The sequence below is a fragment of the Actomonas aquatica genome (assembly GCF_019679435.2).
GTDB classification, from domain to species: domain Bacteria; phylum Verrucomicrobiota; class Verrucomicrobiia; order Opitutales; family Opitutaceae; genus Actomonas; species Actomonas aquatica.
The window spans coordinates 2,604,004-2,629,576 of record NZ_CP139781.1; the positions used below are offsets into that span (position 1 = coordinate 2,604,004).

24 protein-coding genes and 1 pseudogene are annotated in these 25,573 nt (G+C 63.9%); 15 read left to right on the forward strand and 10 right to left on the reverse strand.

What is annotated here, in order from left to right; translation table 11 throughout:
- Positions 1-7 precede the first annotated feature (7 nt).
- The 5 genes from K1X11_RS10335 to K1X11_RS10355 form a co-directional block, all read right to left on the reverse strand.
- Positions 8-2,125: an ATP-binding protein gene (locus K1X11_RS10335; protein ID WP_221032260.1), complete on the reverse strand. Its 2,118-nt coding sequence runs from the start codon at positions 2,123-2,125 to the stop codon at positions 8-10.
- 66 nt (positions 2,126-2,191) lie between these two features.
- Entirely contained in the window at positions 2,192-2,743 is a 552-nt protein-coding gene (locus tag K1X11_RS10340; RefSeq protein ID WP_221032261.1) for a VUT family protein, read from the reverse strand.
- A gap of 88 nt (positions 2,744-2,831) precedes the next feature.
- Complete coding sequence (locus K1X11_RS10345; protein ID WP_221032262.1) at positions 2,832-3,704, reverse strand: mechanosensitive ion channel family protein; 873 nt, start codon at positions 3,702-3,704, stop codon at positions 2,832-2,834.
- A 166-nt stretch (positions 3,705-3,870) separates the two neighbouring features.
- Positions 3,871-4,263: an energy transducer TonB gene (locus tag K1X11_RS10350; RefSeq protein WP_221032263.1), complete on the reverse strand. Its 393-nt coding sequence runs from the start codon at positions 4,261-4,263 to the stop codon at positions 3,871-3,873.
- Between the two features lie 377 nt (positions 4,264-4,640).
- Positions 4,641-5,975, reverse strand: a complete 1,335-nt coding sequence (locus tag K1X11_RS10355) for an MFS transporter (protein ID WP_221032264.1) — start codon at positions 5,973-5,975, stop codon at positions 4,641-4,643.
- 251 nt (positions 5,976-6,226) lie between these two features.
- Here K1X11_RS10355 and K1X11_RS10360 point away from each other — a divergent pair.
- The 12 genes and pseudogenes from K1X11_RS10360 to K1X11_RS10415 form a co-directional block, all read left to right on the forward strand.
- A pseudogene (locus tag K1X11_RS10360) lies at positions 6,227-7,084 on the forward strand (acyl-CoA desaturase); the annotation flags it as partial.
- Positions 7,085-7,431: 347 nt separating this feature from the next.
- A complete protein-coding gene (locus tag K1X11_RS10365) occupies positions 7,432-8,718 on the forward strand; it encodes an NAD(P)/FAD-dependent oxidoreductase (protein ID WP_221032266.1) in 1,287 nt (428 codons plus the stop codon).
- Between the two features lie 101 nt (positions 8,719-8,819).
- Positions 8,820-9,662, forward strand: coding sequence for a DUF1365 domain-containing protein (locus tag K1X11_RS10370; RefSeq protein ID WP_221032267.1), 843 nt, complete (start codon positions 8,820-8,822; stop codon positions 9,660-9,662).
- 105 nt (positions 9,663-9,767) lie between these two features.
- On the forward strand, positions 9,768-11,069 hold the full coding sequence (locus K1X11_RS10375) for an SAM-dependent methyltransferase (RefSeq protein WP_221032268.1): 1,302 nt from the start codon (positions 9,768-9,770) through the stop codon (positions 11,067-11,069).
- A 6-nt stretch (positions 11,070-11,075) separates the two neighbouring features.
- Positions 11,076-11,489 carry a DUF1475 family protein gene (locus K1X11_RS10380; protein WP_221032269.1) on the forward strand — a complete coding sequence of 138 codons (414 nt, stop codon included), beginning with the start codon at positions 11,076-11,078 and terminating at the stop codon, positions 11,487-11,489.
- A complete protein-coding gene (locus tag K1X11_RS10385; protein ID WP_221032270.1) occupies positions 11,486-12,025 on the forward strand; it encodes a DUF2062 domain-containing protein in 540 nt (179 codons plus the stop codon). The genes K1X11_RS10380 and K1X11_RS10385 overlap by 4 nt, the downstream gene beginning before the upstream one ends.
- The gene (locus tag K1X11_RS10390; RefSeq protein WP_221032271.1) at positions 12,022-12,807 is read left to right on the forward strand and encodes a DUF1295 domain-containing protein; all 786 of its coding nucleotides are present in this window, start codon (positions 12,022-12,024) and stop codon (positions 12,805-12,807) included. The genes K1X11_RS10385 and K1X11_RS10390 overlap by 4 nt, the downstream gene beginning before the upstream one ends.
- Before the next feature lie 87 nt (positions 12,808-12,894).
- Entirely contained in the window at positions 12,895-13,905 is a 1,011-nt protein-coding gene (locus tag K1X11_RS10395; RefSeq protein ID WP_221032272.1) for an SAM-dependent methyltransferase, read from the forward strand.
- On the forward strand, positions 13,902-14,693 hold the full coding sequence (locus K1X11_RS10400) for a tetratricopeptide repeat protein (RefSeq protein ID WP_221032273.1): 792 nt from the start codon (positions 13,902-13,904) through the stop codon (positions 14,691-14,693). Before K1X11_RS10395 ends, K1X11_RS10400 begins: the two co-directional genes overlap by 4 nt.
- A 16-nt stretch (positions 14,694-14,709) precedes the next feature.
- The gene (locus tag K1X11_RS10405) at positions 14,710-15,657 is read left to right on the forward strand and encodes a glutathione S-transferase family protein (RefSeq protein ID WP_221032274.1); all 948 of its coding nucleotides are present in this window, start codon (positions 14,710-14,712) and stop codon (positions 15,655-15,657) included.
- Positions 15,658-15,898: 241 nt separating this feature from the next.
- Positions 15,899-17,116: an MFS transporter gene (locus tag K1X11_RS10410; protein WP_221032275.1), complete on the forward strand. Its 1,218-nt coding sequence runs from the start codon at positions 15,899-15,901 to the stop codon at positions 17,114-17,116.
- Between the two features lie 110 nt (positions 17,117-17,226).
- The gene (locus tag K1X11_RS10415) at positions 17,227-17,850 is read left to right on the forward strand and encodes a hypothetical protein (protein WP_221032276.1); all 624 of its coding nucleotides are present in this window, start codon (positions 17,227-17,229) and stop codon (positions 17,848-17,850) included.
- A 24-nt stretch (positions 17,851-17,874) separates the two neighbouring features.
- Here the strand turns inward: K1X11_RS10415 and K1X11_RS10420 are convergent, their stop codons facing one another.
- The 5 genes from K1X11_RS10420 to K1X11_RS10440 all read right to left on the reverse strand — a co-directional run bounded on the left by K1X11_RS10420 (position 17,875) and on the right by K1X11_RS10440 (position 22,872).
- Positions 17,875-18,591 (reverse strand): ThuA domain-containing protein, encoded by a 717-nt coding sequence (locus K1X11_RS10420; protein ID WP_221032277.1) that lies wholly within the window; start codon positions 18,589-18,591, stop codon positions 17,875-17,877.
- Positions 18,592-18,639: 48 nt separating this feature from the next.
- On the reverse strand, positions 18,640-19,431 hold the full coding sequence (locus tag K1X11_RS10425; RefSeq protein ID WP_324726168.1) for an RluA family pseudouridine synthase: 792 nt from the start codon (positions 19,429-19,431) through the stop codon (positions 18,640-18,642).
- A gap of 334 nt (positions 19,432-19,765) precedes the next feature.
- Positions 19,766-20,302, reverse strand: a complete 537-nt coding sequence (locus K1X11_RS10430; RefSeq protein WP_221032279.1) for a TlpA family protein disulfide reductase — start codon at positions 20,300-20,302, stop codon at positions 19,766-19,768.
- 49 nt (positions 20,303-20,351) lie between these two features.
- Positions 20,352-21,860, reverse strand: coding sequence for a glycosyltransferase family 2 protein (locus K1X11_RS10435; protein ID WP_221032280.1), 1,509 nt, complete (start codon positions 21,858-21,860; stop codon positions 20,352-20,354).
- Between the two features lie 106 nt (positions 21,861-21,966).
- Positions 21,967-22,872, reverse strand: coding sequence for a LysR family transcriptional regulator (locus tag K1X11_RS10440; protein ID WP_221032281.1), 906 nt, complete (start codon positions 22,870-22,872; stop codon positions 21,967-21,969).
- A 67-nt stretch (positions 22,873-22,939) separates the two neighbouring features.
- Between K1X11_RS10440 and K1X11_RS10445 the strand changes: the two genes are divergently transcribed.
- From K1X11_RS10445 to aroE, 3 genes are all read left to right on the forward strand, one after another.
- Complete coding sequence (locus tag K1X11_RS10445; RefSeq protein ID WP_221032282.1) at positions 22,940-23,647, forward strand: YggS family pyridoxal phosphate-dependent enzyme; 708 nt, start codon at positions 22,940-22,942, stop codon at positions 23,645-23,647.
- A gap of 81 nt (positions 23,648-23,728) precedes the next feature.
- Positions 23,729-24,586 carry a transglutaminase-like domain-containing protein gene (locus K1X11_RS10450; RefSeq protein WP_221032283.1) on the forward strand — a complete coding sequence of 286 codons (858 nt, stop codon included), beginning with the start codon at positions 23,729-23,731 and terminating at the stop codon, positions 24,584-24,586.
- 84 nt (positions 24,587-24,670) lie between these two features.
- Complete coding sequence (gene aroE, locus K1X11_RS10455; protein ID WP_221032284.1) at positions 24,671-25,567, forward strand: shikimate dehydrogenase; 897 nt, start codon at positions 24,671-24,673, stop codon at positions 25,565-25,567.
- The last annotated feature ends 6 nt before the right edge of the window (positions 25,568-25,573 follow it).

Below are 25,573 nucleotides of genomic sequence, written 5' to 3' on the forward strand. Positions count from 1 at the left end.
CAGCCACTCAGCGTGACGGCGCTCGCCGCAGCGCCGGACTTACTGGCTGCGGTGCCTGTTCGAGGACGATCTCGATCCGGCGCAATAATTCGCCCGCCCCAAACGGCTTGATGATCAGATTGCTCCGCGTATCGAACCACTCTGACTCCGCCGAGACGCCCAGATAGCCCGACATGAACAGGGTCCGCAGGCCCGGCCACCGCTTGCTCGCGAGCTCCGCGACTTCCGGTCCTGTCATTCCCGCCATCACGACGTCGCACAAAAATAAATCCGGCGGCCGCGAGGCCTGCATCAACATCTCCAAGGCCTGATCGCCCGACCGCGCCAGCGACACCTGGAAGCCCGCTCGCCGCAGCAGCCGCTCCAAATAGCTGCGCACTGCGTCATTGTCCTCCGCTACCAGCACCGAAGTGCCCTCCATCGATGCATCGATTTCCACCATCGCCGGCACCGCCGGTTCAACCAAGGGCGCCCGACTGCGCGGCACCAAAACGACGAAAGTGGAGCCTCGGCCCAGCGTCGACTCGACCGTCACTTCTCCGTTCGCCCGTCGCACGATTCCATGCACGGTCGAGAGCCCCAGCCCCGTGCCGGTGTCGGGCCCTTTGGTGGTATAAAATGGCTCAAAAACCCGGGCCTGCACCTCCGGCGTCATCCCCTCACCTTCATCCCGGACCCGCAGCTCCACCTGATCGCCTCGTCGACGGCAACTCACCCACACCCGGCCGCCTTCCGGCATCGCGTCCCGCGCGTTGACCACGAGATTGATCAAGACCTGCTCCATCTGGCCCGGGTCTGCCTCCACTGGACACACCTCCGGCGCATCCACTTCCAGCAGGACCTGCTGGCCCACCATGCGATTGAGCAACGGCACGGCCGAGAGCACGCAGCTGCTCAGATCCATCACCGTCGGCGTCACCCGCTCCCGGCGGGCAAAGGTCAACAATTGCCGCACCATGGCCGCTCCGCGTTCCTGCACCGCCATGATATCCGGCGCATAGCGGCGCGCTTCGGGATCGCTCGAACGCGTGAGCATCGCTCCATACCCGCCAATCACCGTGATGAGGTTATTGAAGTCATGCGCCACGCCTCCGGCCAACAATCCGATCGCCTCCATCTTCTGCGCCTGCAACAGCTGCTCGCGCAAGGTCTTCTCCCGCTCCTCCGCCTCGCGCCGCACGCTTACGTCACGCATGACCAGCAGGATATCCGCCGCTCCACCGTGTCGCGGCAGTCGGCGTGAGCGCACGTCCAGCGGTATCCCGGTGGGCCCGCCCAACAACGGCACCAACTCGTCGGTTGCCTCCGACGCGCTCAACCATCCCGTAAAATCAAAGGCATCCGGCCAATCCAGCAGCTCGTCGATGCGCCGTCCCTTGAGCTCTTCGATCGGCGCCCCCAGAATTCGGGCCGCCTCCGCGTTGGCCTCCACGATGATCTCGTTCCCCCGCACCACCACGACCCCGTCCGGGGCCGCTTGGATGAGCTCCACCATCCGCGCCTCCTCCATTTCCGCCCGCCGCAGACTCTCCGCCAACCAGCGCATGAAGGTGATTAAGAGCGTGTTCGAAACCAACACCGTGGTCGCCAAGACGATCACCAGATAGGGAAACCCGGGCGCCGCGAAACCCGCCGTCATACCCAGATAACCCGATATCCCGATCGCCGCCGGGATCGTGAATAGAATCAACCACCCCATCCACTGCGCCACCCGCGGTCCCAGCCACAACGCCGCGACCGAGACCAACATCGGCACCATCATCCCGCTCGGCGCCCACGATTGCTCCAGATTCAGCGCAAACGCCAGATGCACCTCCATCATCACCGCCGCCAGCACCACCGAACCCGCCGCCCGCAGCCGACGCTTTCGCCACAGCCCCAATGCGATCAGTCCGATGATGAACACATACGGATCGCTCCACCCCCACATACCCAAGGCCCCCTGCTCGCGCCAGAGTCCCAAGGTGGTGGCACCGTAGCCCACCAGGGTGATTAACACCCCACCCAGAATCCATCGCGAGTAACCCTCCGGCATGCGCGACTGCAACAGGTGCACTCCCGCATCTTCCACAGAAGCGACCGCACGTGCCGCGGGCGAACGGGTTTGGGAGGGGCGACTTTTCACGCAGTTTAAATGCGGTTAATAACCGAGGCCCGGTTCGCCGACTTTGGATTGAGGGACGAGCGCGAATCAGGCGCTCGGCTGTTGTTGCGCCGAAGACCGTTCCAGTGCGGCTCCGTCGACCTGCCGGCCGCGCCAGATCGCCGCCACCGCACCGACCATAAACTTCACCAGAATCTCGCCAAAGATGATCGAGGCCAACACGCGCGGCGGAAAACCCGCCACGCCCGCAAAGGCCACCAGATTAAAGAAAAGTGAGTCGAGCGGAATACTCACCGCATTCGACGTCAGCACCCGGTGCCACCACGATTTTCCGAGCAAGCGCTGGTAAACCTCCGTGTCCGCCGTCTCCGCCAAAATGATCGCCACGACCGACGCCAGGATGATGCGCGGGGGCACGTGACCCAACAGGGACAGCCCGCAACTCAGCAAGGCCGCCAGCCCGATCACACCGTAGACAAACTTCCGCCCACGCACATGCATGCGGTCGCGCTGGGTGAAGGTGAACCCAAACACAAACGTGCCCACCGCCACCTGCCCGAAGACCGGGAAATGGATGAACCAGGTTGCCGTGAGGTTAGCGCCCAACACGGCGACGATGTAAATGATCGCAGCACGCATGAAACGGCGGACCGTGAGCCTGCCTCCACCGCTTGGCGAGACTGGAAATCACGCCCACCGCCCGCGTAGTTTTCGCTACGCCGCGTCGTTAAGGACCCGCTTCACCCACCGCCCGCTGCCGCAGCTGCTCCCCGCCGTAGTTCACCTGCGAAGGTCGACCAAACGGAATACCTTCCTCGTCAAAGCGCCGTTTGATCGCCCGATGCACGTCCCACGTCATGTTCATCGCCGTCGGTAAGTCTTTGGCCCACAGCGGCACGCGGAAGTTCACCATGGACTGACTAAAATCGAGCACCGGCACCTCCACCAACGGTTTGCCGTCCGCGACCTCTTCCGGCGTGCGCTCGTCCAGCAGGTCGGGATGTTTCGTCGCCTCCTCGCGAATGATTGCCACGGCGCGGTCCACGTCGGCCTCAAATCCCACGCTGATGAACATAAACTTCTGCGCCTTCTCGTCGCGGATCGTCCAATTGATCAACGGCTCCGAATCGATCACCGAGTTGGGATAGATCAGGCGCTTGTTCTCCAATGCCCGGATCACCGTGTGCCGCAACGTGATGTCCTCGATCGTCCCGATCTCGCCGTTAATCTTGATGATGTCATCCACCCGGAAGGGCTTGAACAACACGATGAAGATCCCGCTCACGATGTTCGAAAAGGCTTTCTGCGACGCAAAACCGATGATCGCCGCCAAAATACTCGCACCCGCAAACACGCCCACCGCCAGCGACCGCAGCGCCGGGATGCTGTAAATAATCGCCAGCACCGAAACGAAGAGAATCGCGGCCTTTACCGCGTTGCGCATGAAAGTGATCCCGGTGCGCCGCTCACTGGTGAGCGCTTTGCGCAGGTGATGGTCAAAGATGCGCCGCGCGATCGCATTGATCACCACCGCCGAAAGCAGCACGACCACGATGCTCACCAAAATGGTCGTATCGATGTAAGGCAGGATTTCCGGCATACGTGCCGCCTCCCCTAGCCGATGTGGTGCCAGCCCTCGCTGGCTCCATCGCTAAATCTTCCGCCCCCTCCCCTTTCGTAAAAAGAAGCAGGGCCGCCCCCGCAAAAAGCGAGGACGGCCCTGTGTTGTTTTCTGGTATCAGACTATCGATTCAGTCTCGCAACGATCAGAAGACCGCGGCGAAGCGCTCCGAACGGAGAGCCGGCTCGGAAGCGCGGACCGGGAGCTTAACCTTGGTGGAGACGGTGTCGCCGTCCTTCATCACCGGGGTGAAGCGCCACTGCGCGACGGCCTCAACGGCCGCGGAAGCGAGCTCCTCGTCGTTCGAGGAAGCCACTTCGATGGCCTCAGGAACACCGGCCTTGTTGACGACGAACTCGACAACAACTTCGGCACCCGGGGTCGCGAGCAGGTCCGGAGCAACCACCTTCACGGGCACCGGCATGTCGGTGCGACCTTCGTAGGAGGCGACATAGGCCTTCTCCGACGTCACCGCGAAAGCGGAGGCGGCGAGAGCGCCGAGACTGAGCACGATAGCGAGTTTCTTGACTGCGTTCATGTTGGGAATGCCCTGTTAAACGACAGGGCGGCGTTTTGTTTTCTTTATTTGGTGTAAGACGCCCATCGCCACCCGCGTTGTTCGCGGCAGGCTAAACGGACGGTTTCGACCCGCGCTCATCGCGCTGGCCAAAGTTCCCGGTCGGTTCGCGGCGAAACTCGCTAGTCCGCGTCCGACCAAAATTCGTTGAGAAAGGACCTTATTACGGGGCGAACCTCGCGGGCTACTTAGCCTCAGCGGATCCGGCGACCGTTTCCGGCCCGTTCCTTTCCTCTCGCAGTAAAATCAAAGAACCCGATTGGGGAGGGTCCTGAGAAAGCAAGGCGAATCAAACTCGCCAACAGTTCTAATGCAATACCCGTGCCAAGTCTAACATGTTAAGAACGCGTGACGGCGTGGCGGGAGGGCAGCGTCAGCGGCAGCAAAATCACCAGCCCCAGCACAAAAAAGCCCGCATTGGCCGCGATCGCCGGCCGGTAGCCCCAATGGGTCGCCAGGGTGCCAAACACCGCCGGACCGATCACGCCGGCCAACTTGGCAAAGAACCCCCAGTAGCCAAAAAACTCCCCCGATCGCCCCGGCGGCGTGAGGGTCGCCACCACCGCCCGCGCCGCCGATTGCAGGCTCCCCATGGCGATACCTGCCAGCACCCCGATGAGATAAAATTCCGTCACCGAATGGCAGACCGCCCCCCACAGGCACACGACAATCCACAACAGCAAAGCGCTCACCAACGGCCACTTAGGCCCGGACCGATCCTGCCAGAAGCCAAAACCAAACGCCCCCGCCACCCCCGCCAGTTGCAGCACCGCAAAGAGTCCGATCACCTCCGCCTCCCCCATCCCAATCACCTCGGTGGCATAACCCGCCGCAAAGCCCACCACCGCCATGAGACCCGCGATGAAACACACCATGGAAAGGAAAAACACCGCCAGCCGCCGATGCTGCGGCAGCTCCGCCTTCATCTGCCCAAACTGGGTCCAAGCCAGCCGAAGATACGTTTCTCCCGGCGCCAAAACCCGCGGCTTCGCGCGCTCTTTGAGCAGCAACAAAGTAGGCAAACTGGCCAAAAAGAAAAAGAGACCCGTGGTCAAAAATGTCCAAACCGCCCGCCCGTCGCCGCTTTTTACGATCACCAAGGCCAAAACCAGACTCAGCAATCCGCCAAAATAGCCAAAGGACCAGCCATAGCCGGAGATCTTGCCGACGTTTTGCGGGGTGCTGATCTCCGGCAAAAACGCCGAACAGACATTTTCGCTCATCGAAAAGGCCACGTTTGCCACGAGCACCAGCCCGAGCATCAGCCAAACCTGCCCCGCGTCGATGCCCACGATGCACGCCGTCGCCACCGAACAGGTCAGCGCCGTCGTAGCGAGGTAACGTTTTTTGCGCGCCCGCACGTCCGCCACCACCCCCACGAGCGGCGACAGGAGGATCACAAACACCTGCGACAGCGCCAACATCCAGCCCCACCACTGCTTCGCCTCGGGCTGCCCGTCGGCAATCACCCCGGTGAAATAGGGCATGCCGACCACCGTGATCACGATCGTGGTGAAGGCCGAGTTGGCGAAGTCGAAGCAACACCAACCGAAGATCTCCCGTTTGCGCACCGGCGGAGCGGTGGCTGGCACATTCTCCGGCGACGTCGCGGGGTGAGCATCCATGTGGCCGCGACAAAAACCGCCCGCCTGCCAGCTGGCAAGACGTCGCATCGGGAGGGAACATCGACCGCTTCCGCAGGACTCTTTTCCTCCACTCTGACTTGCGGAGGCCGATAAGGAGGGTTTTGCACTACCGACCGGGGGCACGATCGCCCGCCCCCGTTTTTCCGCCCATCGACTCCGCCCCTCTAGACCCGAAATAGATCAACGTGTCTGCTCCCGCCCGTCCCCTGCTTAGCCGCCTGAAAACCGCCGTCGTCCAATGGATCGACGCCGACTATTGCCCCGATGGTCCCGAGAAAATGCGCCAGGAACCCGACAAGGTCGACTGGGTGCGCGTCATGCCTTTCGCCGTGCTGCACCTCGGCTGCTTCGGCGTGATCTGGACCGGCTGGAGCCCCTTCGCCGCTTGGTCAGCCGTCGCGCTCTATTTCCTACGCATGTTTGCCGTCACCGGCATCTACCACCGCTACTTTTCCCACAAGACCTACAGCACCTCCCGCTTCGGTCAGTTCCTGCTCGCCGTCTGGGGCGGCACCACCGTGCAACGTGGTCCGCTTTGGTGGGCCTACCACCACCGCCACCATCACCAGCACAGCGATGACGAAGAGGACGCCCACTCCCCGCACGTGCATGGTTTCTGGTGGTCGCACATCGGTTGGATCACCAGCCGCCGCAACTTCCCCACCGACTACTCCAAGGTGAAGGACCTCGCGAAGTTCCCCGAGTTGGTGTTCCTCAATCGCTTCGACATCGTCGTCCCGCTGCTCTTCGCCGCCTCCATGTTCGGTCTCGGCGCCGCCCTCGAGCGCTTCGCTCCCGGCCTCGGCACCACCGGTCCGCAAATGCTCGTCTGGGGCTTCTTCATCAGCACCACCGCGCTCTTCCACGGCACCTCCTGCATCAACTCCATGGCTCACCTCATGGGCCGCCGTCGCTTCAAGACCACCGACGACTCCCGCAACAGCTTCATCCTCGCCATCATTTGCCTGGGTGAGGGCTGGCACAACAACCACCACCGCTACCAGAGCTCCACCCGCAATGGTTTCTATTGGTGGGAAATCGATCCGACCTACTACGGACTCAAACTCCTTTCCTGGACCGGCCTCATCTGGGGCTTCAAAGCCGTGCCCCAGTCCGTCCTCGCCGAAGGCGAACACGCCGACCACCACCGCACCGTCGAAGCCGCCGCCCGCTCCGAACACGTGCACGTGCGCTCCTCCTTGAAAAAGGTGGTCCCCACCGCCACCGCCCTGGCCGTCGGCACCATTCAAGCCGCCCAAGCCGAGGCTCCGAAACAACCCGAGCGTCCCGGTATCCACAAAGACACGACAGAGCTCACCGTCGACAAACCCGACGCCAAGCCCGCAAATTAATCCGCTCCGGCGGCCAAGGTGGACGCGGACGTCCCGGCCGCGTCGCGTTGCCTCTCCGCTCGGCGTCAGCCCGCCCCCGCCTGTCGCCCCCGTCGACTTGACCCGCGCCACCATCGGCGCACCTATCCGGCATGTCCCGCATCGCCATCATCGGCTCGGGCGTCGCCGGTCTCGGTTGCGCCTACTTCCTGCACCGTCAGCACGACGTCACCGTCTTTGAGTCGGCCGACTACGCCGGCGGTCACGCCAACACCGTCGATGCCGATGAACCGGGCACGCAGCGCCGCGTGCCCATCGACACGGGTTTCATGGTTTTCAACCGCGAGACCTACCCGCACCTCTGCCGTCTTTTCGACCGCCTTGATGTGCCGGTCAAAAAGACCTCCATGTCCTTCGCTGTCCGGGACGACGAGACCGGACTCGAGTGGTGCGGCACCTCACTCAACCACCTCTTCGCCCAGCGCAAAAACCTCTTCAACTTGCGCTTCCTCAAGATGCTCATGGCCGTCAACCGCTTCAACGCCGACGCGGTCAAGGCCCTCGACGACCCGCGCCTGCGCGACGTCTCCCTCGGTGACTACGTGCGCGAGCGCGGCTACGGCGACGACTTCTTCCGCCTCTACCTCGTGCCCATGAGTTCGGCGGTCTGGAGCACCCCGCCCGAGCTCATGCTCGAGTTCCCCGCGTCCACCCTGCTGCGCTTCTTCCACAATCACGGCTTCCTCGGTCTCCACACCCAGCACCAGTGGTGGACCGTCGACGGGGGCAGCCGCGAATACGTGCGTCGCATGGTCGCCCCCTTCGCCGATCGCATCCTCACCGGCACCGCCGCCACCCGCATCGTGCGCACCGGCGACAAGGTCATCGTTATGACCAACCGCGGCGAAGCCCAGTCCTTCGACCAGGTTATCCTCGCCACCCACGCGCCCGACTCCCTGCGCCTCATCGTCAACCCCACGCCCGAAGAGTCGCGCATCCTCGGCGTCTTCCGCTATCAGGCCAACGTCGCCACCCTGCACACCGACACCGACGTCATGCCCCGCACCCGCCGCGCTTGGTCGAGTTGGAACTACCAACTCGTGCGTGGCGCCGAGGGCCGCATCGAACCCGCCACGCACTATTGGATGAACTCCCTGCAAGGCGTCAGCGACCGCGAGCAATACTTCGTCACCATCAACCGGCCCAACGACATCAACCCCGCTGCCGTCCACCGCCGCATCGACTACGCTCACCCCCTGTTCGACCTGCCCGCCGTGCAGGCGCAGGAAGAAATCCCGGCGCTGCACACCGCCGCCGACACCACCACCCACACCTATTTCGCCGGTGCCTGGCAGCGCTACGGCTTCCACGAAGACGGCCTCCTCTCCGCCTACAACCTCAGCCGCCACCTCCTCCACAACGACCCCTGGGCCACCTAAACGGGACCGCCGACCCACAAATCCCCGTCCACCGTTTGCAACCACCCCGCCGAGCAAACTCCTTACCCTTCTGCCCCCTCGCCCGGCCTCGCCCCCCACCCATGCGCTCTCAGCTCTACGAATGCCGTGTCATGCACGCCCGCTTCGCCCCGAAGCGGCACCGCTTTGTCTACCGCATCTTCATGCTGAGCCTCGACCTCGACGAACTTCCCGCCTTGGCGAAACGCCTGCGCTGGTTCTCCGTCGACCGCGCCAATCTCTACAGCCTGCGCCTGCGCGACTTCCTCCCCCTCGGCGAAATCAAACACAACGCCAGCCCCGACGCCCCGGCCGACCACACCACCGCCGCCCACCTCAAACAACGCGTCCTCCACCACCTCGCTGCCCACGGCATCGATCCCGGTCCCGACGCCCGCGTGCAACTCGTCACTCTGCCGCGCATCCTCGGCTACCGCTTCAACCCCGTTTCGTTTTATTACATCCGCAACGCCGCCGATGAACCCGTCGCCGCGCTCGCCGAGGTCACCAATACCTTCCACGAGATGAAGCCGTATTTGCTTTCCGGTGACAACCGCGACGGCGACACCTTCCACCGCCGCACGCCCAAACACTTCTACGTGTCGCCCTTCTCTGACGTTGATGTCGCCTTCGACTTCACCCTGCGCGTTCCCGGCGACCGTCTCTCCGTCCAAATCGACGACTACACCGGCGACAAACGCACCCTCACCAGCACCGTGACCGGCACCGCCCGCCCGCTCACCGACGGTGCCCTCGCCCTCTTCCTCCTCAAATACCCCCTGCTCACCCTGCGCGTGATCTTCCTCATCCATTGGCACGCTTTCCGCCTCTGGCTCAAACGTGTGCCATGGTTCGCCAAAGCCGCCCGCGCCGCCGATCAACGCGACCTCTACCGTCCCCACTCCTCCCTCCGTTCCGAATCCTGAGCCGACGCCGATGCTCGCAAAAAACCGGTCTGCGGGTTGACCCAACTCACCTCCCGCATCCTGTCCACCCAGCAAGCTCACTCCGAACGCTTCACCTCCCCAACCATGCCTTCCTCGTCCTCCACCGCCTCCGCCAGCCCCACCGCGATTCCCGAGGAGCAGCGCCGTGTCTCCCTCGGTCGACGACTTGTGCTGGACACCCTTTCGCCCATGCAGCGCGGCTACCTGCGCCTCGAACTCCCCGGCGGCGAAGCCGTTGAGTTCGGCGATCGCGACACCGCCCGACCGCTGCCCTGCGGCATCAACGCCCACGCCGCCATCAAGGTGAAGCGCGAGGCCTTCTTCCAAAAGTGCGTGCTCTCCGGCGACCTCGGTTTTGCCGAGAGCTTCATCGACGGTGACTGGGAATCTCCCGACCTCTCCGCCGTGATCGCGTGGTTCATCCTCAACATCGACGAGGCGCCCACCCTCTCCGGTTCCAAACGCGCCGCCCGCGCCGGTGCCCTCAACGTGCTGCGGCTCATCAACCGTCTCGGCCACCTCCTGCGCCCCAACAGCCGCACCACCGCCCGCCGCAACATCAGCGAGCACTACGACCTTTCCAACGAGTTCTTCGGCCTCTTCCTCGACCCGTCCATGATGTATTCGGCCGCCCGCTGGCCGACCCCCGACCTGTCCCTCGAGGAAGCCCAACGCGCCAAAAACGACGCGCTCTGCCAGAAGCTCCAACTTCAGCCCACCGACCGCGTCCTGGAGATCGGCAGCGGTTGGGGCGGTTGGTCGATGCACGCTGCCCGCACCTACGGCTGCCACGTCACCACCCTCACCATTTCCCAACAACAATACGACCTCGCCACCGCCCGCATCGCCGCCGCCGGTCTCAGCGATCGCATCGAGGTCAAAATGTGCGACTACCGCGACGTCACCGGCTCCTTCGACAAGATCGTATCGATCGAAATGATGGAGGCCATCGGCCACCGCTACCTGCCGCAGTTCTGCTCCGCCCTCCACCGCGTGCTCAAACCGCAGGGCTTGCTCGCCCTCCAGTTCATCACCTGCCCCGACGACCGCTACGACGCCTTCCGCAAGGGCGTCGACTTCATCCAAAAGCACATCTTCCCGGGCTCCCTCTTGCTCTCGCTCAACCGCGTCAACGACCAGCTCGCCCGCGCCGGCGGCTTCGTGCTCAACTCCGTCGAGGACTTCGCCCACGACTACGCGCGCACCCTGCAACTCTGGCGCGAGGCCTTCAACGCCCGCCTCGACGAGGTGCGCGCCCTCGGCTTCGACGAGCGCTTCATCCGCAAGTGGTCCTACTACCTCCACTACTGCGAAGCCGCCTTCGCCCTGCGCAACATCGGCGTCGTGCACACCCTGCACACCCGCGCCAACAACCTCACCCTCTGACCCACCATGCTCTGGCTGCTCCGCCTGCTCTTTATCGGCATCTTCGCCTCCATGAGCGGCCTGATCGTCTGGGCCAGCCTGCAACAACCCATCTTCGGCATTCCGGCCGAGGTCACCGGCAACCCGTGGTTCATCGCCACGCTCTTCGACGCCTACTTCGCCTTCATCACGTTCTGGGTCTTTGTCGCTTGGAAGGAACCCACCCTCGGCGCGCGTATCCTCTGGTTCATTACCGTCATCCTCTGGGGCAACTTCGCCATGGCCGTCTACATGCTGGTCGAACTCTTCCGCATCGATCACATCAACCGCCTCCGCGAGGTCTTCACGGTCCAGCGTGAGGGCCGCCTGCGCCTGCCCCTCGGCTTCGTCCTCGCCGGGGTTGCCGCCTACGCCCTCGGCGCCGGCCCCCTTTCCTCATGAGCGCCGACGCCGGCAGCTCATCCGCCGCGACCGCCGATTCCTCCTCCGCGCCGCGTCGCAGTTTCTGGCAACGCCGCCTGGTCGATCCCATCAAGCGCCAACTCACGCAGGGCGTCACGCCCCGCAAGATCACCTTCACCCTCGCCGTCAGCACCGTCTGCTCCCTCTTCCCCTTCCTCGGCTTCACCTGGCTGCTCAACCTCTTCGTCGGCCTCCCCCTCCGGCTCAACCAGCCCATCATGCAAACCCTCAACCAACTGCTCACACCCGTCCACGTGCCCATGATTGTGGTCTACGTGCGCCTCGGTGAGCTGATCTGGGGTTCCGAGGAACAGGCCTTCTCCGTCGTCGACATGGTGCAGAACTTCGCCGACCTCACCTTCGGCGAATTTCTTGAAAAATTTGGCTGGGCCGGCGTGCACGCCTTCACCGCGTGGTTCATCAGCATCCCGCTGCTCTTCGCCGTCGTGTATTTTCCACTACGGCCGGTCATCGACCGCCTCGCCGACCTCAACCGCGAACCCGACGCCGCATGATCGCCACGCTGCTCCTCACCACCGTCGGCCTCATGGTGCTTTTCGCCCTCACCTACTTGTGGGCACGGCGCATCAACAACTACGGTATCGTCGACTTCGTCTGGGCCTACAGCTTCACCGCCGTGGCCTGGCACTACGCCCTCGCCGGCCACGGCTGGGCCGCCCGCGGACTCGTCATCGCCTCCCTCGCCACCATCTGGAGCGTGCGCCTCGGCAGCCACCTCTACTCCCGCGTGATGAGCCACCACCCGCAGGAGGACAGCCGCTACGTCCAACTCCGCGAAGACTGGCAGGCCAACTTCGCCCCCAAGATGTTCGGCTTCTTCCAACTGCAGGCCGTCTCCGTCGTCATCCTCAGCGCCCCGCTCTTTTTCCCCGCGCGCAACGCCATGCCCGCCTTCAACGCCTGGGAACTCATCGGCACCACCATCACCGTGCTTGCGCTGCTCGGTGAAACCCTCGCCGACGGCCAGCTCAAAGCCTTCGTCCGCCACCCACACAACAAGGGCAAGGTCTGCAAAGTCGGCCTGTGGCGCTACAGCCGTCACCCCAACTACTTCTTCGAATGGTGCATCTGGGTCGGCCTCGGCCTCTTCGCCTGCGGTTCCGCCTGGGGCTGGATCGGCCTCATCGCCCCCGCCGCTATCCTGCACCTGCTCCTCAACGTCACCGGCGTGCCCATGGCCGAAGCCTCGTCCCTCAAATCCAAGGGCGACGCCTTCCGCCAATACCAACAAGAGACCAACGCCTTCTTCCCCGGCCCCACCAGAAGCAGCGAGTAGACAGTAGCGTGTAGCGAGCATCCGAATGCTCCGCTACCCGCACCGCACTACCCGCTACTCACTACTCGCTACTCGCTACTCACAAAAATGATCGACTGGCTGCTCGAAAAGAACCTGCTCCCCGATGCCCTCATCCGCGTCGGCATCCGCCGCCTCCTCGCCCAACGCATCCGCGACGAGGCCGGCTACGATGCTGCCGCCTACGTGGCCGATCTCAAGACCCGCGGCATCGCCGAGCAAACCGCCGCCGCCAACGAGCAGCACTACGAGGTGCCCACCCGCTTCTACCAGCTCTGCCTCGGCGCCCGCCTCAAATACTCCGGCTGCTTCTATCCCACCGGGAACGAATCCCTCGACGAAGCCGAGACCCACATGCTCGACCTTTACGCCGAGCGCGGAGAGTTCACCGACGGGCAGGACATCCTCGAGCTCGGCTGCGGCTGGGGCTCCATCACGCTCTACCTCGCCGCCCGCTATCCCGACTCCCACATCACCGCTGTATCCAATTCCCGGACACAGAAGCTCCACATCGATGCCGAGGCCACCCGCCGCGGCCTGACCAACGTCACCGTGATCACGGCCGACATGAACGATTTCGACATCACGCCCGCGTCCTTCGACCGCGTGATCTCCATCGAGATGTTTGAACACATGAAGAACTACCAACGGCTCCTCGCCCATGTGGCCCGTTGGCTGCGCCCCGGCGGCAAGCTCTTCGTCCACATCTTCACCCACCGCGAGCTGTCCTATCACTTCGTCGCCCGCGACGCGACCGACTGGATGTCCCGCTACTTTTTCACCGGCGGTCAGATGCCCGCCCACGATCTGCTCAGCCACTTCCAAGACGACCTCACTCTCGAGGCCGCTTGGCAGGTCAACGGCCGCCACTATCAGCAGACCGCCGAACACTGGCTCCAGAACATGGACCGCCACCGCGACGAAATCCTCCCGCTCTTCGCCGAAACCTACGGCGCGAACCAAACCACCAAATGGTGGGTCTATTGGCGCGTCTTCTACATGGCTTGCGCCGAACTCTGGGGCTACCGCAACGGCGAGGAATGGCTCGTGAGCCACTACCGCTTTTCCAAACCATCATGAACACTCCGCGCATCCTCTCCCGGGCTCTTCCGTTGATCCTCACCGGCCTCTTCGCCGCCGCGGTATCGACGGCTTTCGCGGAGACCGACGATCCCGATGCGCTCCTTCAACGCGCCCTTCAAGCCGAGGACGAACTCCGCTCGCAGGACGCCCTCGACCTCTTCCTCCAGCTCGAAGACGCCCGCCCCGACGATCCGTTCATCCTGCAGAAAATCGCCCGGCAATACTCCGACGCCATCGTCGACCTCGAGGACCTCGACCGCAAACGCGCCTACGCCGAGCAAGCCATCACCTACGCCAAGCGCGCCGCGGAACTCGCCCCCGACAACGCCGAGAACGTGCTCTCCGTCGCCGTCGCCCGCGGCAAACTCGCCACCTACAGCGACAACCGCACCAAGGTAAAACTCTCCCGCGAAATCAAAACCGACGCCGAACGCGCCCTCGCCCTCGATCCCGATTACGCTTGGGCCCATCACGTGCTCGGTCGCTGGCACCGCGAGGTCGACGACCTCGGCTCCGTCGCCCGCTTCTTCGTCAGCCTCATCTACGGCGGCCTGCCCGACGCGTCCCTCGACGACGCCATCTCCCACCTCGAACGTGCCGTCGAACTCGAACCCGACGCGCTCGCTCATCACTTGGAACTTGGTTTCGCCTACCAAGCTGCCGGCCGCATCGCCGAAGCCCAGGAACAATTGGAATACGGCCTCCAGCTGCCTTCTCAAAAGAAGCATGATGAGATCGCCAAAGCTCGCGCCCGCCAACAACTGGCCTCGATCCGGAGCGGTTGAGTCCGCCCGCGCCACCATGCCCAAACGCAGCCAATTTCCCGACGAACAATCCGACGACGGTAACTTCAACCGCCAGGAGGATGCCTTCCGTGATTGGGTGCGCGCCGATGGCTCCAGCGCCTATCCCGCCATCGCCGGCCGCTACCACCTCTACGTCTGTTACGCCTGCCCGTGGGCGCATCGCATCATCATCGCCCGCGAGCTCAAAGGCCTGCAGGACGCCATCGGCATGACCGCCGTCGATCCGTGGCGCGACGACCGCGGCTGGGCCTTCCGTGACGGCGACGGTTTCTCCGCCGACCCGATCAACGATTTCCAATTTCTGAGCGAGGCCTACCACGCGACCGACGCCGCTTACCGCGGCCGCTTCACCGTGCCGGTGTTGTGGGACAAAGAAACGAAACGCATCGTCACCAACTCCGACGACGATCTGCTGCGCATGTTCAACTCCGAGTTCAACGCCGTCGCGCGTCACCCCGAACTCGACCTCTGCCCCGTCGACTACCTCGACGAAATCGACCGCCTCAACGCCATCATTTACGACAAGGTCAACAACGGTGTCTACCGCGCCGGTTTCGCTTCCGAACAGGCCGCCTACGAAAAAGCCGTCGCCCCGCTCTTCGCCACCCTCGACGCGCTCGATGACCACCTCTCGCGGCAACGTTATTTGATCGGCGGTCGTCTCACCGAGACCGACATCCGCCTCTTCGTCACCCTCGTGCGTTTCGACGCCGTCTACCACGGCCACTTCAAGTGCAACCTGCGGCGCATCGTCGACTACCCGGCGCTCGGTGCCTACTTGCGCGACCTCTACCAGCACCCCGGCATCGCCGACACCGTGCGCATCGACCACATCAAAACGCACTACTACGCGACCCACACCGAGATCAATCCCACCGCCATCGTGCCGGTTGGCCCCGACCTCGATTTCACCACCCCAGCCAACCGCGAACACCTCGCCTAAGCCGCCTCCACGCGCGCCCGCCGCAAGCCCCTTGCACCTCGCGATCAACGTTCGCAGGCAAGGGGCCTTTTTGTGGCTGGAAGTCAGGTCCCGCTCTGCATTGATGTTGCCCGCTCTCGTTCCTTAGCCCAGCAACGAGAGCGCTTTACCCGCTCCCCGCCCCGAACCCTCAACCCTACTCCCCCCGGCCGGTTCCCCCGCGCCCGCGCTCGGCTTTCCCCGCCGCGCAACGCTTTCCATCATGAGCACTGTTAACCCCTCCAAACTGTTCTTCGCCGCGTGCATGTCACTGATCGTGACCGCGATGACCTTCGCGATCCGTGCCGGTGTCCTCACCGAACTCAGCCAGACCTTCGACCTCACCGACACGCAGCTCGGTTGGGTCAACTCCATGGCCTTCCTCGGCTTCCCCGTCGCCATGATGGTCCTCGGTCTCGCCTACAACTACCTCGGCGCGAAGATCCTCATGTATATCGCCTTCATTGGTCACGTGCTGGGGTTGATCCTCACCATCACGGCCAGCGGTTTCTGGGGCCTCATCATCTCCACCTTCCTCATCGGTTTCGCCAACGGTTCGGTCGAAGCGGCGTGTAATCCGCTCATCGCCGACATGTATCCAAAAAAGCAGACGGCGATGCTCAACCGCTTCCACGTTTGGTTCCCCGGTGGCATCGTGATCGGTGCGCTCGTGTCTCAAGCCATGACCTCCGCCTCTCTCGGCTGGCAGGCCCAGATCGGGGTCATGCTCATCCCGACGGCGATCTACGGCTGGCTCATCTTCACCCAGACCTTCCCGAAGTCGGAAAACATCGAGACCTCGACCGGCACGAACATCAAAGCCCTCTTCACCCCGCTCTACCTGTTCATGATCGTCTGCATGACGCTCACCGCGACGTCCGAACTCGGCACCCAACAATGGGTTGGCCGCGTGCTCGCCGAGACCGGCGCCCACCCGATGATCCTGCTCGCGCTCTCGACCGGCCTCATGGCCATCGGCCGTCAATTTGGCGGTCCGCTCGTGCATCAGCTCAACGTCACCGGCGTCCTCCTCGTCTCGGCCATTCTCACCGCCGTCGGCCTCTACATGCTCAGCACCGCCACCGGCGGCATGGTCTACGTGGCCATCGTGGTCTTCGCCATCGGCGTCTGCTACTTCTGGCCCAACATGATCGGTTTTGTGTCGGAATACCTGCCCAAGACCGGCGCGCTCGGCATGTCGCTCATGGGCGGCGCCGGCATGTTTGCGGTCTCGATCTGGAACCCCATCATCGGCGGCTGGATCGACTCCAACCGCGCCGAAGCCATCGCCAACGGCATGACCGACGAATCCGCCATCGAGCTCGCGACCGGTCAGGCCACGCTGCACACCATGACCATGTTCCCCATCGTGCTCATCGTCGCCTTCGGCATCCTCTTCGCGGTCCGCGGCAAACTGGCCAAAGGCGCCCACACGCAATAACGCTGCTTCCATTTCGGTCCTTCCCCCGCCCCGCCATTTCGGCGGGGCTTTTTGTTTGTGCAACTTCCCGGCGATACCTTCCTTCCCCAGCTTCCGCCTCCCTCCTACCCATGAAGTTCTTCACCCTCCTGCTCGCCCTCACCCTGCCTTTCGTCTCGTCCCTCTCCGCTCAAACCGACACCGCGGCACCGGAGCTCGAGGAACTCGGTGACTTCGACGACTTTGAAGACGAGCCGCCCGCTTCGCCCTACCACGCCGGAGACTTTTTCGGCTACCTCGAACTAGTGCTTGCCGGGCGCCTCGATCACTATGCCTCCCTCCGCGGTGAACCGCTCGACCGACCCGAGGATGCTCCCCCCGGCTGGCACGCCACGCTCGAACATCCCGCCGTGCTTTCCGCCATCATCGAGGATCACGGCTTCCACGCCCTCATCGGCAAATACGACGATCGTGAATCGGCCATGGCCGTTTACGCCCAACTCGAGTCCGCCCTGCCTCAGCTCGCCTTGGCCTTCTCGCCCCTCACGCCGACCGCAGTGCGTCAGTCGAACACCGTGCCTGCCATGGAAGCCGCCGCGTGGGAGTCACCCCTCATCGACGGCTTTAAAATCTACTACGGGATCGAGATGGACGGAGATTTTGACATCCCCGATGGCGCTTTCGTGCCGCGCCGCATCTACGTCGTGACGCTGCATATTTTCAACCTGCACCCGCAGCCCCCGGCCGACGAATAACGCTCGGTGCGGCACGCCGGCCGCTCACTCCAGCGGCTCCACGTTCGGACACCCGTCCGGGATCCGCACCGTCGGGCGCAACCAGCGCACCGCGTTGAGAATCACCCGACGCACATTCGCGTCATGGTAGGATGGATACGTCTCGTGCCCGGGCCGGAAATAGAACACCCGCCCGTGGCCCCGTCGCCATGATGCGCCCGAGCGAAACACCTCGCCGCCACTGAACCAGGAGATGAACACCGTCTCATCGGGCTCGGGAATGCCAAAGGGTTCGCCATACATTTCCTCCACGAGCTCAAAATGCTCCGGCACCCCAGCCGCCACCGGGTGCGACGGCATCACCGTCCAGATGCGCTCCTTGTCGTTGTTTTCCCGCCATTTCAACGAACAGGTGCTGCCCATCAGCCGTTTGAACGGTTTGGCGTAGTGCCCCGAGTGCAGCACCAGCAGCCCCATGCCTTCCAGCACGCGCCGCTGCACGTCCGCCGCGATGGCATCGTCGACTTCGTCGTGCGCGCAGTGGCCCCACCAAAGCATCACATCGGTGCTTTCCAAAACCTCCGGCGTCAGCCCATGACTCGGCTCGTCCAGCGTCGCCGTGCGCACCTCGATGTCACCCTCCGCGCCCAAAAGCTCCGCCAAGGTCTGGTGGATGCCCTCCGGATAAAGCTCAGCCACCTTCGGGATTTCTTTCTCGTGGCGGTATTCGTTCCAAATCGTGACGCGCAGCGGATCAGCCATGGCGCGATCCTCTGAACAGACTCGCCAGGCGTAAAGCCCGACTCCCCTTCACCGCACAAACTTGCGCAGATTCTTCAACGCGATCTCAAAGCCCTTGGGCCGCGGCGCCGCAAACGTCACCTGCTCCCTCGTCGCCGGGTGTCGCAAGGTAATCCGCGCCAGGTGCAGCGCCAACCCATCCACCATCGGCCGCTCGTCCGCCCGTCCCTTGTAACCACGCTTAAACTGCGACAACAGCAGCCGCGCTTCCGGCAGCCCGTGCGCCGCATCCCCGACCACCGGCGCGCCCACCGCCGCGAGGTGCGCCTGCACCTGCTGATCCCGACTCGTCTCCGGCTCGGCTTCGATCCAGCACCAGCGCCCACCGCCAAATCTCTCCAACACCCGCACCACCGTGCGCGCCGGCCGCCCTCCCCGCTTGCGATACACGTGCATCCGCCCCGGCACCTCCAGGTCCGGCCCCAGCCCATACCCCACCTCAAATCGATCCGGCAGGCTGCCATCCGCTCCCCGCACTGGCGCAATCGCCACCGTCTGCGCCAATTCCTCCTCCCGCGCCACCACCACAAACCCCTCCATTACCCGCTGCGCCATTTTGCTCTGGAATTCCCCACTCACAAAATCGAGCGCGGCCTTGGTTTTGGTCAAAATCAGCACCCCACTCACCTCCACATCGATGCGGTGGGCATTCAGCAGCGACTCTCCGCCCTGCCGTCCGGCCTCAGCCTGCCAGCGCTCCAATACCGTAGGTGCCCCGCGCGGCACCCCTTTGCCCGGAGCCACGGCCACTCCCGGTGGTTTTGTGACCACTAAAAGCAGCTCATCTTCAAAAATGCTCACCGATTCGCTCAAGATGGATCAAGTCCGCACTCTCGCTGACCCGGAGCAATCGATTTTCCCTTCAGCCGCTTAATTTTGAAATAATTTCGAAGAGCCATCTGCAGGTTGGCACGGGCGATGCATAAACATAATCCGCAATCCGGCACTGCCGGTTATTGGGGTTACATGGATGTTGGTTCTTAGAACCAACGAGAAAACAATGGGCCCGCCGTTAAGGGGTTTTCGGCGGGCCCTTCTCGTATCCGGATACCAAGGTTTTCCGACCCAACAAAAACGCCGGAGCTTTCGCCCCGACGTGCCCACTACTCCGCCCCTCCTCCAGCGCGCTCTCCGCTTACAACAGCGAACGCACCAGCGGCTCGTAATCTTCGCGGCTCATCGAGCCCACCTTGCGGTGCCGGATCTTACCGTCCCGATCGATCAGGAACGTGGTCGGAATCGCTTCGATGCCGCCAAACGTCTCCGTCAGATCCTGATCTCCCATCACGATTGGGTAGTTGATCTCATAGTCCTGAGCAAATTTCTGCACCACCGGCACCCCGGCCCGGTCGAGCGACACGCCGACGATCACCACGCCCTGCGCCTCCAGCTCACGCTGCATCTCCACGTAGCCGGGAATCTCTTCGCGACACGGCGGGCACCACGTGGCCCAAAAATCGACCACCACCACTTTGCCCTTCAGGTCAGCCGAACTCAGCTTCGTTCCATCGAGCTTCGCCAACGTCCAGGACGGCGCCGTCCCCAGATCCGGCAGGGCCGCCACATCGGCCGTCGCCGCAGAAGCCGATTCCGTTGTGCCGCCATCGCCGCTGCAGGCTGCGACCAGCGTGAGACTCAAACCGAGGGTGAGAACGAGAGCATATTTTTTCATCATAAAAAGTGGATTTCGGGAGCTAAAGGGTCCTGTCGCCGCGCGCAAATCAGGTGCCGGCATTCATGACCCCGGTGGGCTCCGCAGGTTTCAGCCAAAAGCTCGGCCACAGGTCATTCGACGACAACCAAGCCACCGCCCAGAAGCCGCCGCCTTTCAAAGTGAGCGCCGCCGCCAATTCACCGTGGCCGCGCAGGCCAAAATAAACCGCCCCGCCCAGCAGCACCGCCCCGAGGAGCATTTCCGCGCAGGTGATCGCCGCAAAAAAGGTCCGGCTGCGCATCCGCGCCAACAAACCGCCCGCCCGCACCCGCCGTCCGCCCTTGGGCGTGCGCACAAATTCGCCACCGTTGGACAGCAGCCCCTCAAAAAAGGCCACACACAGCGTCACACTCAGCGCCAGACCGAACGACAACAGCAACGGCGACACCGCCAACCACATCAACCCTTCACGCCACTCCCGCCGCTGGAGAAATTGCCCGGCCACGTAAAACGCCACCGGAGCGCCACCCGCCAGCAGCACGATCGCGGGATTCGCCAGATACCACCAGGTGCCGAGCTGATCGGCCGCAAACCACAGGTAAGGCACAAACAGCAGCGAAAACGTCACCAGCAGCGGATGCACCACGCCGATCGTGAGATGCCACCAGGCTTCTCGCTTGATCCGCGCCGGCAGCGACGCCGTCAGCACCGTGCCCAACAGCTTCCGCGCCACCTGCACCCCGCCCTTGGTCCAACGGCGCTGCTGGGATTTGAAGGCGATCAGATTCTCCGGCAGCTCCGACGGCACCGCATAGCGATGCAGGTAAACCAGCCGCCAGCCGCGCAACTGCGCCCGGTAGCTCGCGTCGAGGTCCTCCGTCACCGTGTCACTCGTCCAGCCGCCGGCGTCCTCCAAGGCCGTGCGCCGCCAGATGCCGGCCGTGCCATTGAAGTTAAAAAACAGCCCACTCGCCGCCCGCGCCGTCTGCTCCACCACAAAATGGGCGTCCAAAAACACCGCCTGAAACCGCGTCAGCAGCGTGCGTTTCCGATTCGCAAACTCCCAGCGCGCCTGCACCACGCCCACCTCCGCCGCCGCGAAGTGCGGCATCATCCGCTCCAGGAAATCCGGCTGCGGCCGGAAATCGGCGTCGAAGATCGCAAAAAAATCCGCGTCCGTGCGCGCCATGCCCTCGCGCAAGGCACCCGCCTTGTAACCCTCCCGCCGCGCTCGCCGCACGTGGCTCACCCGCCGCGCGGCCTGCGGATGCGCCGCCAACCACCCCTCGATGATCGCCGTCGTCTCGTCGGTGGAATCGTCCAACACCTGAATCTCCCACGCCTCGTCGGGCCAACGCAGCGCCGCGACGTGATCCAATAGCGCCTCCACCACCAGCGGCTCGTTGTAAACCGGCAGCTGCACGCAGACTTTCGGATGCCAGCGCAGCGGCGGCGGCACCGGCTCCGGTCGCGACGCCGCCCGCCAATACAGCACCAACATCTTCAGTCGGTGCGCTCCGTAGAGAGCCAACCCCGTGAGGGTCAGAAAATAGGTGATGGCGATAAAGGACGGCATGCGCTCGAGGGGTAGAGGCACCAACCTGTCGGTTTATGCCCGAAAAACAACGCCCCGGAGCCAACACCCTCTGGGCAGGGCCAGAGCCCACTAATAACGCAGCCGCTTATTCGCTCTTCTTCTGGTCCCGCAGGTCCATCCCCAGCGTGTCGATGAACTTGCGCATCGCCGGCGTGAGCACCCGACCTTTGCGATGCAGGATCGCCAGCGGTCGAGTGAAGTCCTTGCCGTTGAAGTGGAGAATCTTGAGCGAGCCTTGCTGCGCCTCACGCAACACCGTGGCCTGCGGCACGATTGCCACGCCATGGTCGATTTCGACCGCGCGCTTCACCGTCTCGATGTTGTCGAACTCCATCACCGGCTCCATCTCGATCTTGTTGTCGCGGAAGATCTGATCGACCGCCTTACGCGTCGGGATGTCCGGGTCGAACCCAATGAACTTCAGGCCGGAAAGCTCGTTGAGGTCCACCGTGTCCCCCCGCTTGGCCAACGGATGATCCGGGTGCGTGATCAACACCAGATGATCGTCGCGGAACGGCACCGCCTCGATCTGACGATGCTTCAGCGGAAATGCCACCAGACCAAAATCGACCGAATTGTGCAGGATGTCCTCATACACCAGATTAGACCGGCGGTATTCCACCCGCACATTCACCGACGGGAAGTCGTGCAGGAACCGCTTAATGTAGGGCGGCAGCTCGTGCAGGCCGATCGAGTAGATGGTCGCGATCCGGATCGTCCCGCTAATGACCTTCTTCATCTCCTGCAGCTCGGAGAGCAGCTTATCGTAGCCATGCAACAACTCCTTCGAGGTGTCATACACCGCCTGGCCTTCCCGGGTGAGCTGGAATTGCTTCTGGCTGCGGTCAATCAGCAGCGTTTTGAAGTGCTTTTCCATGGCCCGCGCCTGCTGGCTCACCGCCGACTGCGTAATGCCGTTGATTTTGGCGGATTTCGAAAAACTCTTCGTTTCGACCAGATCCGCGAAGACCTTGAAGTTCTCAATTTGCATCGGTAGCGAAAGATTTAGCCCATCTATAAAGCGCGCTTATCGCTGCGCAACCCATTAATAGGACTGTATGATCCCAACTTTTGAGACCTTTGTGAGCCGGGCCGAGACCGTTCTCGCCGAAATCGCGACCGCTTGCCGCGAGGCAGGCCGCGACCCCGCCGAGGTCGAGCTGCTCGCCGTCACCAAAACCCACGATGCCTGGGCCCCCGCCTACGCCGCCCGCTTCGGCCTGCGCGGAGTCGGCGAAAACCGCGTGCAGGAAGCCATCGACAAAATGCCCCACGTCGAGCTCCCCGCCGACGTCACGCCCCCTCGCTGGGAACTGATCGGCCACCTGCAGTCCAACAAAGCCAAGCTCGCCGCCACCCACTTCGACCGCGTGCAAAGCGTCGATTCGCCCAAACTCCTCCAGCGCCTCGACCGCGCCGCCGGCGAACTCGACCGCTCCCTCGCCGTGCTCCTCCAAATCAACGCCGGCCGCGACCCCGCCAAATTTGGCGCCGAACTGGAAGACGCCCCCGCCCTGCTCGAAACCGCCCTCAACTGCACTCACCTGCGCGTCGACGGCCTCATGACCATCGCCCCGCTCTCCGACGACCCCGCCGTCGCCGAGCGCACCTTTGCCAACCTGCGCCAACTCCGCGACGACCTCGCCGCGCAGTTCAGCGTCGCCCTGCCCACCCTTTCCATGGGCATGAGCGGCGACCTCGTTCCCGCCATCGCCGCCGGCTCCACCCAAGTGCGCGTCGGCACCGCTCTTTTTGGCCAACGCTGACGCCTCCGCCTCCCGGGATTTCCCATTTTCTTGCCACAACCCGGCCGCGCGATTGTCTGAGGGCCCGTGGCCTCCCCGACCTTGACTCTCAGTCCCACGGAAAAGACCGCCCTGCGTGAGCTGCTCGACGATCCGAGTCCTGCCGTGCGCCGCGGCCTCACCCACCGCTTCGGCGACCTCGGCACCACCGCGCGTGACTTCCTGCGCGAGATCGCCGACGGCTCCAACCGCCACCTCGCCTGGCACGCCCGTTCCTACCTTGAGGAGCTGAACTTCACTGACCCGGTCGCCGAATTCCGCGAGTTCATCCGCTCGCTCAACTATGAGCTCGAAACCGGCGCCCTCCTGCTCGCCCGCACCGTCCGCCCGCGCCTCGATGTCGGCGAATGCTGCGCCGAACTCGACCGCATCGCCGACCGCTGCCGCGAGCTCATCGTCGAACCCTCCTCTACCCGCGAAAAGTGCCGCGTCATCAATCGCGTGCTGTATCACGAACTCGAATACCGCGGTAACGTCGAGCACTACACCGACCCGGACAACAGCTTCCTCGACCAAGTCATCGCCCGTCGGCGCGGCATTCCCATTTCGCTCTGCACGCTCTACCTGCTCGTCGCCGGCCGCCTCGGCCTCGCCCTCGAACCCGTCGGCCTGCCCGGCCACTTCATGATCGCGTGCTTCAGCGACGGCGCCCCGTTCTTCATCGACGCCTTCGACCGCGGCGTCTTCCGCACGCCCGAGGAGATTTTTGTTTTCCTGCGCGCCCACGACATGGCCCCCACCCTGGCCGATCTCGCCCCCACGCCCGTGCGCGAAGTCCTCTGCCGCAGCTGCCGCAACCTCGCCAATCACTTCGAGGCCAAAGGCGACCCCGAACAATCCGCCCTCTTCGACAGCTTCGTCACCGACTTCGAGACGACCTACACGAAGAACATGCTGTAAGTGGCCGAGGCTTCCAGCCTCGGCAATCCACCCGGCACACCCAGGTTTGACATTCGGCGCCGCGCCGACCGCACTCCGCCCTCGATGGAGCCCGTCTACACTCTCGCCGATCTCGATACCTGGTCCCACCGCGGCACCGCCCTCGCCGTGCTGGGGCATCCGATCAAACACTCCATCAGTCCTCCCATGCATAACGCCGCCCTCGCGGTCATGGCGCAGGACCACCCCACCTACGGCGACTGGCGCTACTTCCGTTTCGACGTGCCGCCCGCCGACCTGCCGCTCGCCCTCAACCGCCTGCATGCCGCCGGTTTCCATGGCCTGAACCTCACCGTGCCGCACAAGGTGCTGGCCTGCGACACCATCGCCCACGTCGACCCCAGCGCCCGCCCCATCGGCGCCGTCAACACCCTGCGCCGCACGACCAACGGTTGGCACGGCTTCAACACCGACGGTTACGGCCTCGCCACCGCCGTGACCGAAACCCTCGGTATCCAAATTTCCGGCACACCCGTCATCCTGCTCGGCGCCGGCGGCGCCGCCCGCGGTGCCGCCGTGGAATGCCTCGCGCGCGGCTGCGCCTCGCTCCACATCGCCAACCGCACCGCCGCCAACCGCGACGCCCTGCTGACCGCGCTCGCGCCGCTTGCCGGCGACATCCCGCTCCACGGCTTCGCCCCGGCCGAGCCTCCCGCCGACCTGCCCGTCGGCGCCTTGCTCATCAACGCCACCAGCGCCGGCCTCCATCCCGAGGATCCCTTGCCGATCGATCTCGCCGCGCTGCCCACTCCGGCCGGCGTCTACGACATGATCTACAACCCGGCCGAAAGCGCCTTGCTCGCGCAAGCCCGCGAGCGCGGCCTCCCCCACGCCAACGGCCTCTCCATGCTCATCCATCAAGGAGCCCGCGCCCTCGAGATTTGGACGGACACCCCCGTCCCCGTGGACGCCATGCGCCAAGCCGTCCAAGCCGCCCTCTAGGGGTGT

What these genes read in the sequence shown, in the direction of transcription:
- K1X11_RS10340 (WP_221032261.1), bottom strand. Translation starts at nt 2,743, where the DNA reads ATGCGTGCTGCGATCATTTACATCGTCGCCGTGTTGGGCGCTAACCTC.
- K1X11_RS10345 (WP_221032262.1), bottom strand. Translation starts at nt 3,704, where the DNA reads ATGCCGGAAATCCTGCCTTACATCGATACGACCATTTTGGTGAGCATC.
- K1X11_RS10350 (WP_221032263.1), bottom strand. Translation starts at nt 4,263, where the DNA reads ATGAACGCAGTCAAGAAACTCGCTATCGTGCTCAGTCTCGGCGCTCTC.
- K1X11_RS10355 (WP_221032264.1), bottom strand. Translation starts at nt 5,975, where the DNA reads ATGCGACGTCTTGCCAGCTGGCAGGCGGGCGGTTTTTGTCGCGGCCAC.
- K1X11_RS10365 (WP_221032266.1), top strand. Translation starts at nt 7,432, where the DNA reads ATGTCCCGCATCGCCATCATCGGCTCGGGCGTCGCCGGTCTCGGTTGC.
- K1X11_RS10370 (WP_221032267.1), top strand. Translation starts at nt 8,820, where the DNA reads ATGCGCTCTCAGCTCTACGAATGCCGTGTCATGCACGCCCGCTTCGCC.
- K1X11_RS10375 (WP_221032268.1), top strand. Translation starts at nt 9,768, where the DNA reads ATGCCTTCCTCGTCCTCCACCGCCTCCGCCAGCCCCACCGCGATTCCC.
- K1X11_RS10380 (WP_221032269.1), top strand. Translation starts at nt 11,076, where the DNA reads ATGCTCTGGCTGCTCCGCCTGCTCTTTATCGGCATCTTCGCCTCCATG.
- K1X11_RS10385 (WP_221032270.1), top strand. Translation starts at nt 11,486, where the DNA reads ATGAGCGCCGACGCCGGCAGCTCATCCGCCGCGACCGCCGATTCCTCC.
- K1X11_RS10390 (WP_221032271.1), top strand. Translation starts at nt 12,022, where the DNA reads ATGATCGCCACGCTGCTCCTCACCACCGTCGGCCTCATGGTGCTTTTC.
- K1X11_RS10395 (WP_221032272.1), top strand. Translation starts at nt 12,895, where the DNA reads ATGATCGACTGGCTGCTCGAAAAGAACCTGCTCCCCGATGCCCTCATC.
- K1X11_RS10400 (WP_221032273.1), top strand. Translation starts at nt 13,902, where the DNA reads ATGAACACTCCGCGCATCCTCTCCCGGGCTCTTCCGTTGATCCTCACC.
- K1X11_RS10405 (WP_221032274.1), top strand. Translation starts at nt 14,710, where the DNA reads ATGCCCAAACGCAGCCAATTTCCCGACGAACAATCCGACGACGGTAAC.
- K1X11_RS10410 (WP_221032275.1), top strand. Translation starts at nt 15,899, where the DNA reads ATGAGCACTGTTAACCCCTCCAAACTGTTCTTCGCCGCGTGCATGTCA.
- K1X11_RS10415 (WP_221032276.1), top strand. Translation starts at nt 17,227, where the DNA reads ATGAAGTTCTTCACCCTCCTGCTCGCCCTCACCCTGCCTTTCGTCTCG.
- K1X11_RS10420 (WP_221032277.1), bottom strand. Translation starts at nt 18,591, where the DNA reads ATGGCTGATCCGCTGCGCGTCACGATTTGGAACGAATACCGCCACGAG.
- K1X11_RS10430 (WP_221032279.1), bottom strand. Translation starts at nt 20,302, where the DNA reads ATGAAAAAATATGCTCTCGTTCTCACCCTCGGTTTGAGTCTCACGCTG.
- K1X11_RS10435 (WP_221032280.1), bottom strand. Translation starts at nt 21,860, where the DNA reads ATGCCGTCCTTTATCGCCATCACCTATTTTCTGACCCTCACGGGGTTG.
- K1X11_RS10440 (WP_221032281.1), bottom strand. Translation starts at nt 22,872, where the DNA reads ATGCAAATTGAGAACTTCAAGGTCTTCGCGGATCTGGTCGAAACGAAG.
- K1X11_RS10445 (WP_221032282.1), top strand. Translation starts at nt 22,940, where the DNA reads ATGATCCCAACTTTTGAGACCTTTGTGAGCCGGGCCGAGACCGTTCTC.
- aroE (WP_221032284.1), top strand. Translation starts at nt 24,671, where the DNA reads ATGGAGCCCGTCTACACTCTCGCCGATCTCGATACCTGGTCCCACCGC.